Source organism: Stenotrophomonas sp. HMWF023 (genome assembly GCF_003060985.1).
Lineage (GTDB): Bacteria > Pseudomonadota > Gammaproteobacteria > Xanthomonadales > Xanthomonadaceae > Stenotrophomonas > Stenotrophomonas lactitubi.
Window position 1 is genome coordinate 33,707 of record NZ_QAIJ01000239.1, and the last position, 11,995, is coordinate 45,701.

Here is an 11,995-nt window from a genome sequence, read left to right on the forward strand (position 1 = left end):
ACCCTGGCCGACGGCAAGCTGAGCGTCAGCGCCATGGCCTCGACCATGATGGCCTGCACCGACAAGGCGCTGATGGCGCTGGACGAAGCCGTCTCCAGCCGCCTGCAGGGCGAACTGAAGGCCGAACAGGACGCCAACGGCGTGCTGACCCTGACCACCGCCAAGGGCGACGTGCTGGTGTTCAACCCGGAACCGACCGCCGAAACCCGCTATGGCGGCGCCGGCGAGACCGTGTTCCTGGAAGTGGCAGCGAAGACCGAGAAGTGCTCGCACCCGCTGATCCCGGATTACCAGTGCCTGCAGGTGCGCGAAGTGAAGTTCGACGACAAGGGCCTGAAGCAGGGTGAGCCGGGCGCGTTCGAGAACTTCTACGGCAGCATCGAGGGCTACACCCACGAAGACGGCGTGCGCAACGTGGTGCGTGTGAAGCGCTACGAAGTGAAGAACCCGCCGGCCGATGCGCCGTCGCAGGCGTACGTGCTGGACATGGTGGTCGAGTCGGCCATCGAGAAGTGATGTAGAGCCGACTGCTGGTCGGCTGGCTCTTGAAGGGCGGCCGCGAGGTCGCCCTTCTTCGTTGTGGGGTAGTGCCGGCCGCTGGCCGGCTGCTGCACACAGCTCCGGCGACATACGGAACATGCCGGCCAGCGGCCGGCACTACCCACATGCATCAGGGAGACCGACATGAAACGGACGTACATGCTCGCACTGGCGTTGCTGACCATCGGTAGTGGCAGCAGTGCATACGCCGCCAGCACACCCACCACCGACCAGCTTGAAGCCCATCTGTGGCAGCTCGCACGCGCCACCGACGCGCAGGGCAAGCGCATCGACGCGTTGTTCGTCAGCGGCCGTGAGCCGTACACCCTGCGCTTCCAACCCGGCTACATGAGCGAGTTGAACCTGTGCAACTACGCAAGCAGCCAGTATCAGCTGCAGGGCGACCGGCTGATTCTGGAGAACGGGGTTGTTACCACTGCCGGCTGCATACGCGCCGAGGTTACCGAGCAGCAACGGCGTGCCAGCACACTGGTCAATGGCCGGCCGGCCCCGACGCTCGCACTGGACGACAACGGCAGCCTGGTCCTGCGCAACGTGCATGGCGACACGGCGATATTCAAACCCGCGCCGCTGCCGGCGAAATGAAAAGGGCGGCCACTGGCCGCCCTTCTTCGTTGATGGGTAGAGCCGGCCGCTGGCCGGCTGCCACGTACAGCGCATGCCGGCCTGCGGCCGGCACTACCCGAAGCCTGGTGTCAGGCCAATGCCGGGTTCAACGTGTAGGTACCGTGCAGCGCCGCTTCGGCCAGCACGTGGCCGTGCATGGCGCGGTACGCATCGGCGGCGGTGAAGCGCTCCAGCAACGACAGCGTGGCCACATCCAGCGCGAACACGCGGAAGAAGTAGCGATGCACGCGCTCGTCGTTGAACGGTGGGTACGGGCCGTCGTAGCCGAGGTAGTCACCGGCCATGTCCGGATTGCCGGCGAACCAGCCGGTGAAATCGTTCAGGCCCTGGCGGCTGCCGGCCGGGCCGGCCGGCGCGGTCTTGCCCTTCACTACGAAGCCATCGCTGCAGCTGCCCGCGGCGATCTCCTGCACCGAGGCCGGGATGTCGGCCATCACCCAGTGCACGAAATCGCCGCGCGGCTGGTCACGCGGCACGCTCATGTCATCGCGGCCGACCGTCTCCGGCACTGTCGGTACGTCCGGGTCCACGCACACCAGCAGGAACGAGCGGGTGCCGTCGGGCACGCCGCTCCAGGCCAGGTGCGGGTTGCGGTCGGGGGCGAAACCGTTGGCATCGCCGGCGGCAAACTCACGGTCGATCGGCGCAGCGTTGACCAGGCTGTGACTGCTCAGTTGCATCTGATGCTCCTCACTCTTCCGGGTAACCCAATCGCACCGCGACCGGGGTGAGCTGGGCGAAGGCGGCGCCCATCACGTCGCGATACTTGCGCCAGTGGCCGGCAGGCAGGCGCGGCGCGCCCAGCTGTGCGGCGGGCGGCATCGGACGTCCGAACACGCGGCCCAGCAGGTCGGCCATCGCATGTGCATCGTTGCCGATGTCGTCGATGCGCAGCAGCACGTGCGGATACAGATCCTCCTCGTGCAGTGCGGCGATCTGGGTCAGCGAACGCACCAGCCACTGGCCGGCTTCGGCCATCGAGGTCATCGCCAGCGGTGCAGCGGCACCATAGGCGACCCAGTCCAGCAGCATGTCGCGCGGGTCGCGCAGCACCAGCAGCAGGCGACCCTGCGGAAGCTGCGGGCGCAATGCCCACAACAGCGCGTTGTCCCACCACAGCAGCCAGTCGATCACGGTGTCGCTTTCCAGGCCGCGGGTCTGCAGGTTCTCGCGCCAACGCTCGACCAGCCGTTCCGGACTCAGCACGCCCGACGCCAGGTCCTGCAGCGTGTTGTAGTTCTGGAAGGCATCGTCGGGTGGATTGGCGGTGTAACGATCACTGCGCAGTACCGGGCTGGCAGCGGCCAGGCCGGTTGCCACCCGCTCCACGCCCGAACCCGGAGCGCCCCACAGGAAGATCGGTGCCGAGCCGCTGTCGCGCGTCGCTTCATCGATGCTGGCCATCTCCGGCCAGCTCGGCGGTGCCTTGGCCTGCGGCGGCAGCGGCAGCCGCTGCGAGGCCTGGTCGGTCTGCAGCGCCATCCACGTACGCAGCGCTTCATCCGGCTGCCCGGCGCGATCCTGGATCTCGCCCAGCCAGGTCCGCAGATCGGCGCGGTGTCCCTCCGGTGCCTGCGCGATCAAGGCCTGCACGCGCTCCACGGCGGCGGCCGGGTCACGCTGCAGCAGACCCTCGACGCGACGGCTTTCACCGCTGACGCGGCCCGGTTCCAGGGTGGTGATCCGCTCGGCGATGGCTTCGCCCTGCTCGTGTTCACCGGCCATGTCATGAAGGCGCATGCGCGCTTCCAGCGCCGGCAGGTGGCCGGGCATCGCTGCCATCCAGCGCTCCACGGTGGCCACCGCGCCGGCACTGCCGACGTCTTCCACGGCCAGTCGCGCCAGCCACAGGTCATGCAGCTGGTCGTTGCTTTCCAGCGCGTCATCCAGACGTGCACGGGCTTCATCTTCGCGACCTAGGCGCTGCCAGGACATCAGCAGCAGCTGCAGCACCTGGCGCTCACCCTGCAGCGATTGCAGCAGCGGCAGCAGATGCTCCAGCGCCTGCAGCGGCTGGCCACTGCGCAGTGCCAGCTCGCCGGCCAGGCGGCGCATCGGCGGCACGTCCAGCTCCGGCTGCTGCAGCGCCAACTGCATTGCCTCGGCGGCGGCCTCGACGTTGCCCTGGCGCAATGCCAGCTGCACCACCATGCCGTGCAGCGAAGACATCTTCGGGTTCAACGCGAGTACGCGACGGAACGCCTGCTCGGCGAACGCCAGCATGTCCTTGCCCAGATAGGCAAAGCCCAGTGCGTACAGCACGCGGGTATCGTCCGGCAGCGCCTGGCTGGCCGCCGACAGCAGGGCCAGCGCGCGGTCGGCGTCGCCACGACGCAGCGCGACCATGCCATCGATGGTCAGCAGTTCCGGATGGTCCGGCTCCAGCCGCGATGCGAGGGTCGACAGCCGCTGGGCCTCGTCGAAATCGTTGCGACCTACAGCCAGGTGCGCCTGCATCAGGTAGGCGGGGAAAGCGTTGGGGTCCAGCCCGGTGGTGCGCAGCAGGGCTTCATCGGCCCCCTCGAACTGGCGCAGTGCCAGCAGCAGGCCGGCGTGCTGCAGGTGCAGCTGCGCGTCATCGGGAGCCAGCTGCAGCGCCTGCTGCAGCGCCTCCATTGCGGCCTCGGCCTGGCCCTGCTGCTGCAGCGCAAGCGCCAGCCAGCGGTGGGCCTCGGCCTTGCCGGGTTCGTCACGGGTCCACGCCTGGGCCAGCTGCACGGCCTGGCCGGCATCGTTCTGGCGCAACGCTTGGAGGATCTGGTCTTGCATGGCCGTCCGGTTCAAGGTCAAACCCGCATTGTAGCGGGCCGCGCGCCGGTGCCGGTTCAGCCCGGCAGGACCCGCCGCAGACGCTGTGCGACCCAGCGTTCGGAGAAACCATCTCCGCGCCAGTTTTCCAGGAAGCCACAGTGGCCGCCCCAGCAGGCGGTTTCCAGCCGCGCCTGCTGCGGCAGCTGCCAATCGCGGAAGGTCGCGTAGGGGATCACCGGATCGTCCTGCGCCATCAGGATGTCAGCAGGCACCTGCAGCGTGGACAGGCGGTTGCCGGCGATGGAATAGCCATCGAAATAGGCCTGCAACGAACCAAACGTGGTGTGCCGTTCGACCAGCCAGGCGGTCAGCGAACGGATGTCCAGGTTCAGCACGCGGTCGTCGCAATCGCTCAGTTCGGGGAACAGATCGCGCTTGCGACGCAGCGAACCGGCCCACTTGCGGCGGAAATACCAGTCGTACATCGCCGGGCCGTTCTCGATGTTCTCCATGGTCAGCCCCGGGTCCAGCACCGGGCAGACGGCGGCCACGTGCTGCAGCGGCACGCCCGCGGCCGGCGCGCGCAGGGCCAGCCGCAGCACGAAGTTGCCACCCAGCGAATAGCCGGCCGCAACCAGCGGCAGATCGGGCCAGCGCTGGGCGACATCGCCAGCGGCATGCACCACTTCGTCGATGAGGTTGGAGTGGAAGATGCCGGGATTGAGGTGATGGGTGTTGCCATGGTCGCGGAAGTTCAGCCGCACCACGTCGAACCCCTGCTCCAGCATGCGGGCAGCTGCCATGCGCATGTAGCTGGATTCGGCGCTGCCTTCCCAGCCGTGCAGCAACAGGGCGATGCCACGCGGTTCACGCCCTTCGACATGGCTGTGCCAGCCCTGCAGGCGCACACCCTCACCGCCATCGAGGATCAGCTCCTCGCTGACCGCGCCGGTGGCGGCCAGCAGCAGCAGCCCACGTTGCAGGCGCATGCGGCTGGAGCTGAGCATCGACTGCAGGTGCGGATTGCGCAGCCAGCGCGGCGGCTGATAGTCGGACGCGGTGAGCATCGGCGCATCAGCGTCGAGGGTCGGTGGCGGAAAAACGGCCACCATGGCCTCAGTCCCCGCTCATGGCCGCCACGATGCGCGCGCGCGAGGTTTCCGCGATGCGCCGACGGCCTTCCAGGTCCTGGGTGCCGATCGGCTCCAGGAAATGCACTTCGGTATGCCGCGCCGGCTCACCGAGCAGGCGCAGGAAATTGGCGAAGAAACTCTCGCCCGGGCCGAAGGCCACGATGGTCTGTGCATCGCCGCGCACGCCATAGACCAGCGCCACCGGCTGCACCGGCACGCTGGTCTCGACTGCCGCCTGGAAGATGCGCGCGTGGAACGGGCCAACGTCGTGGCCACCACGGGTACGCCCTTCCGGGAACACGCCGACGGCCTTGCCGGCGCGCAGGCGATCGGCCATCACCTGCATCACCCCACCCAGCGATTCAGTGTTGCCACGCTGGTGGAAAATGGTCTGGCCGCGCGCGGCAAGCCAACCCACCACCGGCCAGCTGGCGATCTCGCGCTTGGCGACAAAGCCCATCATGCGCTGGCTGTGCAGGATGGAGATATCGACCCAGCTGACATGGTTGGCGACGAACAGCACCGCGCCCGGCAGCGGCTGGCCGACACGCGACAGGCGGAAGCCGAAGATCCACATCAGCCCGCCCTGCCACCAGTTCACTACTTTGGCGCCGAAGGTATCGTCGCCCACGCGCAGCTCGCCCCATGGCGGAAGCATGCCGATCAGGATCAGCGGCAGGAACACGGTGATGTGGACCAACAGCAGCGGTACGCGGTACAGGTAACGGCACACACGCGCCACGCCGCCGCGGGGGGCCGGAGTGGGGGAAGTCATCCGCGCACGATACCGGAGGGCTGCCATCGCTGCCAGCCGAATTCGGCCATAAGTCTCATTGACGGCGGCCATCGGCGGGGAACGCTGGGTTCCGCCGCCGTCACTGCTGCCGCCAAGGCTCAACCGTGCCCGGCCGCCACCACGGCCAGGGTCAACCGCGAGATGCAGACCAGCCGGCCCTGCTCGTCCTCGATGCGGATTTCCCACAGCTGGGTGCTGCGGCCCACGTGCACCGCGCGCGCGGTACCGGTGACCGTCCCCGAACGCACGGCGCGTACGTGGTTGGCGTTGATCTCCAGGCCCACGCAGATCTGCTTGGCGGTATCCACGCAGAGGTTGCCGGCGCTGCTGCCCAGGGTTTCAGCCAGCACCACCGAGGCACCGCCGTGCAGGATGCCGTACGGCTGGCGGGTGCGCTCATCCACCGGCATGGTTGCCTGCAGCCAGTCTTCGCCGGCGGCACTGAAGACGATGCCCAGGGTGCTGATGGCGGTGTTGTGGCTGAGTGCGTTGAGCTGCTCGATGGAAACGGCTTCGCGGAATACCTGGGTCATGCGGCTACCTTCAGAGGATGGGAACGAGGCCGGCGCCGAATGCGGTCAGCATGCGCACCAGCAGCCACTTCGGCCCGACGTTGACCTCGGGGAAGTCACCCACCGCGACATAGCACCGGTGGAAATCAGCGCTCTGCCGCGGCAGTGGCTGCGGGCAGTCCGGGCCCGGCTTGAACTCGTAGTCGGTGGCGTAGCGCCATGGCCAGAAGTCGAGGATCGGCAGCGCCTCGGAGGCCTTGCCGACGCTGTAGTTCAGGCCGGACAGGACCGGCGGCTTGGCACGCGGCGCCACCGTCCAGGAGTTCTGCGGATGGGTATCGCGCAGGATGCTCTGCGCCAGCTGCTCGGCGAAGGCCGGATCGTCGATGATCACCGCGCCTTCGGTGTTGTAGTTCTCGCTGCGCGGATCGAAGTTGTGGGTACCGACCACGCCGATGCGGCGGTCGACCACCAGCGACTTGGCATGCAGGCCCATGCGCGCGCCCTTGCGGGTGACCGGCAGCGGCTTGTTGACCGCCTTGCTGCCCAGGAACGACGGGCGCGTTTCGGTCCGCAGCAGGCGGGTTTCCACTTCGCTGCCGGCGGCACGCCGACGCGCACGGGCATTCTCATACGCACTGCCGGTACGCGGGTGGATCACCCGCGGCTGCGGTTCGCCCGCTTCCGCAGCGGCCACCACATCACCACCACCACCGGCATTGCTGCCTGCCGCGCTGCCACCGATCAGCGGATTGCGGCCGGTATCGCTGCCCGGCGCGGCGATCGGGTCGGGCAGCAGGTTGCGGTAATCGACCGGGGCATCCAGCGGGAACGGCTTGAATTCAAAAATGTTGAAGCCAAGCTCGCGCATGTTGCGCCGCTTGTACTTGTACGACAGCGCATACACGATCGGGTTGTCGGTGGCGGCCAGACTGTTGCTGGACACCACCACGCGCGGCGGCTGCGGGCGCTTGCGCAGCTCGCGGAACAGCTTCTGTGCCGGCTTGGACAGCACCAGGTAGGGCGTCTGCAGGATCACTTCGTGCTGCGCACTGGAGATCAGTGCATCCAACTGCGGCTCGGTGACATGCTGCCCGGCCAGTGGTGCGTCGGCGCGCTCGCGGCGATGCTTGCGCGGCAGATCGGCCACATAGCGCACCGAGGCGACCGGCAAGGCGGTGTCCACGAACGAGCGGGTGACGAAGTCGACGTCATTCGCTTCCTCGCTGACCCGCTCCACCCGCTCGGGCCTGCGGAACTGTGCGGGCGGCAGCACCGGCACGCCCTGCTTGAGCAGGGTACGGCCGACATCGTTCAGACGCTCGGCCGGCACGCTGCGCTGCGCGCGCCAGAAGGCATCGAAATTGGCCGCCATCGCGCGTGCTTCGGGGCCGGCGATCAGCACGTCCCGGTCGCGGAAGTTGTACTCGCGGTCCCAGTCGTAATAGTCGTCCTGGTAGTTGCGCCCACCGACCACGCCGATCGCATCGTCGACCACCAGCAGCTTGTTGTGCATGCGCTGGTTGAAGCGACGGAAGCAGCACAGCACGCTGCCGGCATAGTCGAAGTAGTTCAGCCGGGCCTTGCCGAACGTCGGGTTGTAGACCCGCAGCTGGAAGTTCTGGTGGGCGCCGGCCAGTGCGCCGAGGATCTGCAGGTCGGAGATCGCCGAAAGCTGGTCGATCAGCAGCCGTACCTTCACCCCGCGTCGCGACGCCGCCAGCAGCTCGTCGATGACCAGGCGGGCGCTGTCGTCCTTGTCGAAGATGTAGGTCTGCAGGTCGATGCTGCGGGTGGCGCTGCGCAGCAGGTTCAGGCGCGCGACCAGCGCGCCTTCGCCCTCGTCCAGCAGGGTGGCGTAGTGCCGCGGCTGCTCCGGGGTCGATTCGCTGAACGCCCGGCCGGCCAGGGCCCGCAGGGGCGAGTCCAGTGCGCAGCGGTCGGCCTGCTGGCAATCCACCTGGGTCGAGCGCGCCTGCACGGCGATCGCCTCGGCGCGATCACGCTGGGCATGCGACAGCGACGCGCAGCCGCTGCCCAGCAACACGGTTGCCAGCACCAGTACACGCAGCAATGGATTCACGGTTTCGACGCCTCGCTGAGACGTGCACGCAATACGAAAGTCACTCGGTCACTCAAGGCAAGCTGCCAGCTGTCCATGCCGTACCGGCCTCGTTGCACGGTACCGCGGCTGACGACGTCGCAATCATAGCCGGGTCGGGCACATTCCGCTTTCTCGACCTTGAGCGTCTCCGGATGGCTGACGCCGCGCAGGGTCAGCCGGCCATCGATGCCGCCACCGTCGGCGACCGTCTCCGGCCAGTACGGCAGCGAGTCGAACTCGACGAAGGGGTAACGACCGGCGTCGAAGAACTCGGGGCCGCGCATCCAGCCGGTATAGCGTTCCTTGCCGGGGATCTCCACGGTGCGGGTGAACATCTTCAGGTGGACCTGGTGACGGCCATCGGACAGCACCTCGATACGCCCCTCGAAACGTGGGAACACGCCCTCGATGCGCTGGCCGAAGCGGGTGCGGACTTCGAAACCGATCTGCGAGCGCACCACATCCAGCTGCAGCGTACGCGGCGACTCGGCCACGACCGCCGGCAGCGCGGTCGGTGGCGGTGCAGCGGCCCAGGCCGGGCCGATCGCCAGAACGACTGGCAGCAGGCAGCGGCCCGGCAACGCCAACCTCATCGGCTCACGGCCACCAGAAGGCGTTCAGGCTGGCCACGCCCGGCTCGATCGTTGCCTCGCGGGCGAAACCGAGCACGGCCACGCCGCCCGGCGGCATGCCGCGGTAATCACTGCTGGTGCCATCGGTCATCAGCGCCACCAGCTGCTCCAGCCCGGGGTTGTGGCCGACGATCAGCACCCGGTCCAGATCACGGCGCTCGTCCACCAGCGCCGCCAGGGTGCCCGGGGTGGCCTCGTAGATGCGGTCTTCCAGGCGCTTTTCGACATAGCCGATGGCCGCCATCACCGCTTCCAGGGTTTCGCGGGTTCGCCGCGACGGTGAACACAGCACGCAGTCCGGCAGCAGGTTGTTTTCCTTCAGCCACTTGCCGGCGGCTTCGGCTTCAGCGAGCCCCACCGGCGACAACGGCCGGTCAAGGTCGGCCTGGCCGGTGGTGGCCGGTTCGGCGTGGGCGTGGCGGAGCAGGATCAGTTCGCGCATTGCGGGATTCCAATAAAGGGATGGAGACCTACGGCTCTTACAGCTTCAGCCAGGACAACAGGGGTTCCCAGTCGGCCTGGTGCTCGCGCACCTGGGCGGAGCGGTAATCGAAAAGACTGCGACCCAGCCCGGTCATGACCACATAGCTCTGGCTGTCGCGCAGCTGGGCGACCACCGGATACGGCCAGTCACCCAGCATCTGCAGGGCCTGCTGCGAGGTCTGGGTCCAGGGCTTGGTTCGGTTCAGCACCAGCCCGACCGGCAGCTTGCGGCTGTGCACGCGCGGTACCTGGGCCAGGCTGTTGAGGAAGCCGACGATGGCTTCGATGTCCAGTGCCGAGGGCAGCACCGGCACCACCACGGCATCGGCAGCGTCGAGGAAATGCGGGATATCGTCGGCCAGTGCGCCGGCCGGTGCATCGATCACCACGGTTTCGGTACCGTCGGGCAGCTTCTGCGCCCATTGCTTCTTGCGGTACACGTCGATCGGCAGCACCGCGCTTTCCAGCCCGGCCCGGCGCTGCGCCCAGCGGGTGCTGGAGCCCTGCGGGTCGGCATCGGCGATCACCGTGGCCTTGCCTTGCAATGCCGCGTACGCGGCCAGGTGGGTGGCGATGGTGGACTTGCCCACCCCGCCTTTGGAACCGGCCACCAGGATCGTCTTCATGCCAGCCTCGCTTCCGGGTACGTGCCCCGAGCGTACACCGCCGATGGTGACGGAAGGTAGAGCCGTGCTGAACCAGCGCCCCCGGCCTTTGCTATCGTGGCGCCCCCGAAGGACCGAACCGCCATGAGCGAACTGCAGGACCTGAGCGCACTGATCCGCGCCAACACGCCGTTGATCGTGGTCGAGACCCAGGATGAGGGTCGCATCGTCGAGCTGTTCCGGCAGACGTTGATGCATGTCTGGCGGGCCCTGCACCGCTGGTCGATCACCGAGGGCCTGCGCCGCATCGACCTGGAGCGCGAGGACGAGCCGGTCGGCCCGCCCGACGCCAGCGCCGCACTGCAGATGATCCGCCAGGCCGACCAGCGCGGCGTGTACCTGCTGCTCGATTTCCACCCCTACCTGGGCTATGCCAGCCACCAGCGCGCGCTGCGTGACCTGATCCAGCGCCGCCACAGCGAACCGCACGTGCTGGTGCTGATCGGCGCCAAGGTGGAGCTGCCGGCCGAACTGGAAGCCCTGGCGGTGCGCTTCAACCCGCGCCTGCCCGACGCCAATGCGCTGTTGAAGATGCTGCGCGAAGAAGCCGATGCCTATGCACGCGAACACGGCGGACGCCGGGTGGAAGTGGACAGCGAGGCGGTCAAGAAGATCCTGAAGAACCTGCAGGGCCTGAGCCTGGTCGATGCGCGACGCATCGCGCGGCAGCTGATCTATGCCGATGGCGCGCTGCGCGACGACGACCTGCCGCAGTTGGCACGGCTTAAGTTCGAGCTGCTCAACCGCAGCGGCCACCTGTTCTTCGAGCACGACAGCGCCCGTTTCGGCGACGTGGCCGGGGCCAACCGGCTGAAGCGCTGGATCAACCAGCGTCGCGTCGCCTTCATCGCCGGCTCGGCACCGGCCGGGTTGGACCCGCCGCGCGGCATGCTGCTGCTGGGTGTGCAGGGCTGCGGCAAATCGATGCTGGCCAAGGCCACCGCCGCCGGCTTTGGCGTGCCGCTGCTGCGCCTGGACGTGGGCGCGCTGTACAACAAATACCACGGCGAGACCGAAGCCAACCTGCGCCAGGCGCTGGCCTCGGCCGAGCAGCTGGCGCCGTGCGTGCTGTGGATGGATGAGATCGAAAAGGGCCTGGCCACCGGCAGCGAGGATGGCGGCGTGTCGCGCCGCGTGCTCGGCTACCTGCTGACCTGGATGGCCGAGCGCAAGGCGCCGGTGTTCATCGTGGCCACCGCCAACCAGGTACACGAGCTGCCGGCCGAGCTGCTGCGCAAGGGCCGCTTCGACGAGATCTTCTTCGTTGACCTGCCCTCGGCCGATGTGCGCGTGGAACTGCTGCGGCTGCATCTGGGGCGGCGCCAGCTCAATGCCGACGACTTCGCGCTGCCGGCGCTGGCAGCGGCGGCCAACGGGTTTTCCGGTGCGGAGATCGAGCAGGCGATCGTGGCGGGGCTGTATTCGGCGCATGCCGAAGGCCGGCCGCTGGATACCGAGCTGCTGATGGGTGAGATACGGGCGACGCGGCCGTTGTCGGTGTTGATGGCCGAACAGGTGGCGGCGTTGCGGGAATGGGCGTCGGGGCGCACGGTTTCCGCGGACGACTGAGGGTTTCCTGCGAACGGCGCAGCCCCTCGTGGCTGCTGGTTGGCCGCGAGAATCAAAAGCCGCGCTTGGTCGGGCGGGATGGATTCGCGGGGGACGCCGTGAATCCGTCCCTGGAGGCTTGGCCGCGGCATCCATGCCGCGGACACCCCCGCGAACCCACCC

General features: G+C 68.0%; 12 protein-coding genes. 3 read left to right on the plus strand and 9 right to left on the minus strand.

Annotation, left to right across the window (positions count from 1 at the left end):
- Positions 1 to 516: META and DUF4377 domain-containing protein (locus DBR20_RS23185; RefSeq protein WP_258223354.1), on the plus strand; the 516-nt coding region annotated here is incomplete at its 5' end.
- A 168-nt stretch (positions 517 to 684) separates the two neighbouring features.
- A complete protein-coding gene (locus tag DBR20_RS13240) occupies positions 685 to 1,146 on the plus strand; it encodes an META domain-containing protein (protein WP_108266499.1) in 462 nt (153 codons plus the stop codon).
- 110 nt (positions 1,147 to 1,256) lie between these two features.
- Here DBR20_RS13240 and DBR20_RS13245 read toward each other — a convergent pair whose 3' ends face one another.
- From DBR20_RS13245 to DBR20_RS13285, 9 genes are all read right to left on the minus strand, one after another.
- Positions 1,257 to 1,868: a YbhB/YbcL family Raf kinase inhibitor-like protein gene (locus tag DBR20_RS13245; protein ID WP_108266500.1), complete on the minus strand. Its 612-nt coding sequence runs from the start codon at positions 1,866 to 1,868 to the stop codon at positions 1,257 to 1,259.
- Between the two features lie 10 nt (positions 1,869 to 1,878).
- Complete coding sequence (locus tag DBR20_RS13250) at positions 1,879 to 3,957, minus strand: tetratricopeptide repeat protein (RefSeq protein WP_108266501.1); 2,079 nt, start codon at positions 3,955 to 3,957, stop codon at positions 1,879 to 1,881.
- A 56-nt stretch (positions 3,958 to 4,013) separates the two neighbouring features.
- A complete protein-coding gene (locus DBR20_RS13255; protein ID WP_108266508.1) occupies positions 4,014 to 5,048 on the minus strand; it encodes an alpha/beta fold hydrolase in 1,035 nt (344 codons plus the stop codon).
- A 7-nt stretch (positions 5,049 to 5,055) separates the two neighbouring features.
- Positions 5,056 to 5,847: a lysophospholipid acyltransferase family protein gene (locus DBR20_RS13260; RefSeq protein WP_089241724.1), complete on the minus strand. Its 792-nt coding sequence runs from the start codon at positions 5,845 to 5,847 to the stop codon at positions 5,056 to 5,058.
- A gap of 119 nt (positions 5,848 to 5,966) precedes the next feature.
- Positions 5,967 to 6,401 carry a hotdog fold thioesterase gene (locus DBR20_RS13265; protein ID WP_108266502.1) on the minus strand — a complete coding sequence of 145 codons (435 nt, stop codon included), beginning with the start codon at positions 6,399 to 6,401 and terminating at the stop codon, positions 5,967 to 5,969.
- Between the two features lie 10 nt (positions 6,402 to 6,411).
- Positions 6,412 to 8,463 (minus strand): phospholipase D family protein, encoded by a 2,052-nt coding sequence (locus DBR20_RS13270; RefSeq protein ID WP_108266503.1) that lies wholly within the window; start codon positions 8,461 to 8,463, stop codon positions 6,412 to 6,414.
- Positions 8,460 to 9,077, minus strand: coding sequence for a YceI family protein (locus DBR20_RS13275; RefSeq protein WP_089241730.1), 618 nt, complete (start codon positions 9,075 to 9,077; stop codon positions 8,460 to 8,462). The genes DBR20_RS13270 and DBR20_RS13275 overlap by 4 nt, the downstream gene beginning before the upstream one ends.
- 4 nt (positions 9,078 to 9,081) lie before the next feature.
- On the minus strand, positions 9,082 to 9,558 hold the full coding sequence (locus tag DBR20_RS13280) for a histidine phosphatase family protein (protein ID WP_032977995.1): 477 nt from the start codon (positions 9,556 to 9,558) through the stop codon (positions 9,082 to 9,084).
- 37 nt (positions 9,559 to 9,595) lie between these two features.
- Positions 9,596 to 10,225 carry a ParA family protein gene (locus tag DBR20_RS13285; RefSeq protein WP_089241732.1) on the minus strand — a complete coding sequence of 210 codons (630 nt, stop codon included), beginning with the start codon at positions 10,223 to 10,225 and terminating at the stop codon, positions 9,596 to 9,598.
- A gap of 123 nt (positions 10,226 to 10,348) precedes the next feature.
- Between DBR20_RS13285 and DBR20_RS13290 the strand changes: the two genes are divergently transcribed.
- Positions 10,349 to 11,833, plus strand: a complete 1,485-nt coding sequence (locus DBR20_RS13290; protein WP_108266504.1) for an AAA family ATPase — start codon at positions 10,349 to 10,351, stop codon at positions 11,831 to 11,833.
- Positions 11,834 to 11,995 lie beyond the last annotated feature (162 nt).

Bases quoted from the DNA above. Each gene is read 5' to 3' on its own strand.
- DBR20_RS13245 (WP_108266500.1), bottom strand. From the start codon at position 1,868: ATGCAACTGAGCAGTCACAGCCTGGTCAACGCTGCGCCGATCGACCGT.
- DBR20_RS13290 (WP_108266504.1), top strand. From the start codon at position 10,349: ATGAGCGAACTGCAGGACCTGAGCGCACTGATCCGCGCCAACACGCCG.
- DBR20_RS13280 (WP_032977995.1), bottom strand. From the start codon at position 9,558: ATGCGCGAACTGATCCTGCTCCGCCACGCCCACGCCGAACCGGCCACC.
- DBR20_RS13250 (WP_108266501.1), bottom strand. From the start codon at position 3,957: ATGCAAGACCAGATCCTCCAAGCGTTGCGCCAGAACGATGCCGGCCAG.
- DBR20_RS13265 (WP_108266502.1), bottom strand. From the start codon at position 6,401: ATGACCCAGGTATTCCGCGAAGCCGTTTCCATCGAGCAGCTCAACGCA.
- DBR20_RS13275 (WP_089241730.1), bottom strand. From the start codon at position 9,077: ATGAGGTTGGCGTTGCCGGGCCGCTGCCTGCTGCCAGTCGTTCTGGCG.
- DBR20_RS13240 (WP_108266499.1), top strand. From the start codon at position 685: ATGAAACGGACGTACATGCTCGCACTGGCGTTGCTGACCATCGGTAGT.
- DBR20_RS13260 (WP_089241724.1), bottom strand. From the start codon at position 5,847: ATGACTTCCCCCACTCCGGCCCCCCGCGGCGGCGTGGCGCGTGTGTGC.
- DBR20_RS13285 (WP_089241732.1), bottom strand. From the start codon at position 10,225: ATGAAGACGATCCTGGTGGCCGGTTCCAAAGGCGGGGTGGGCAAGTCC.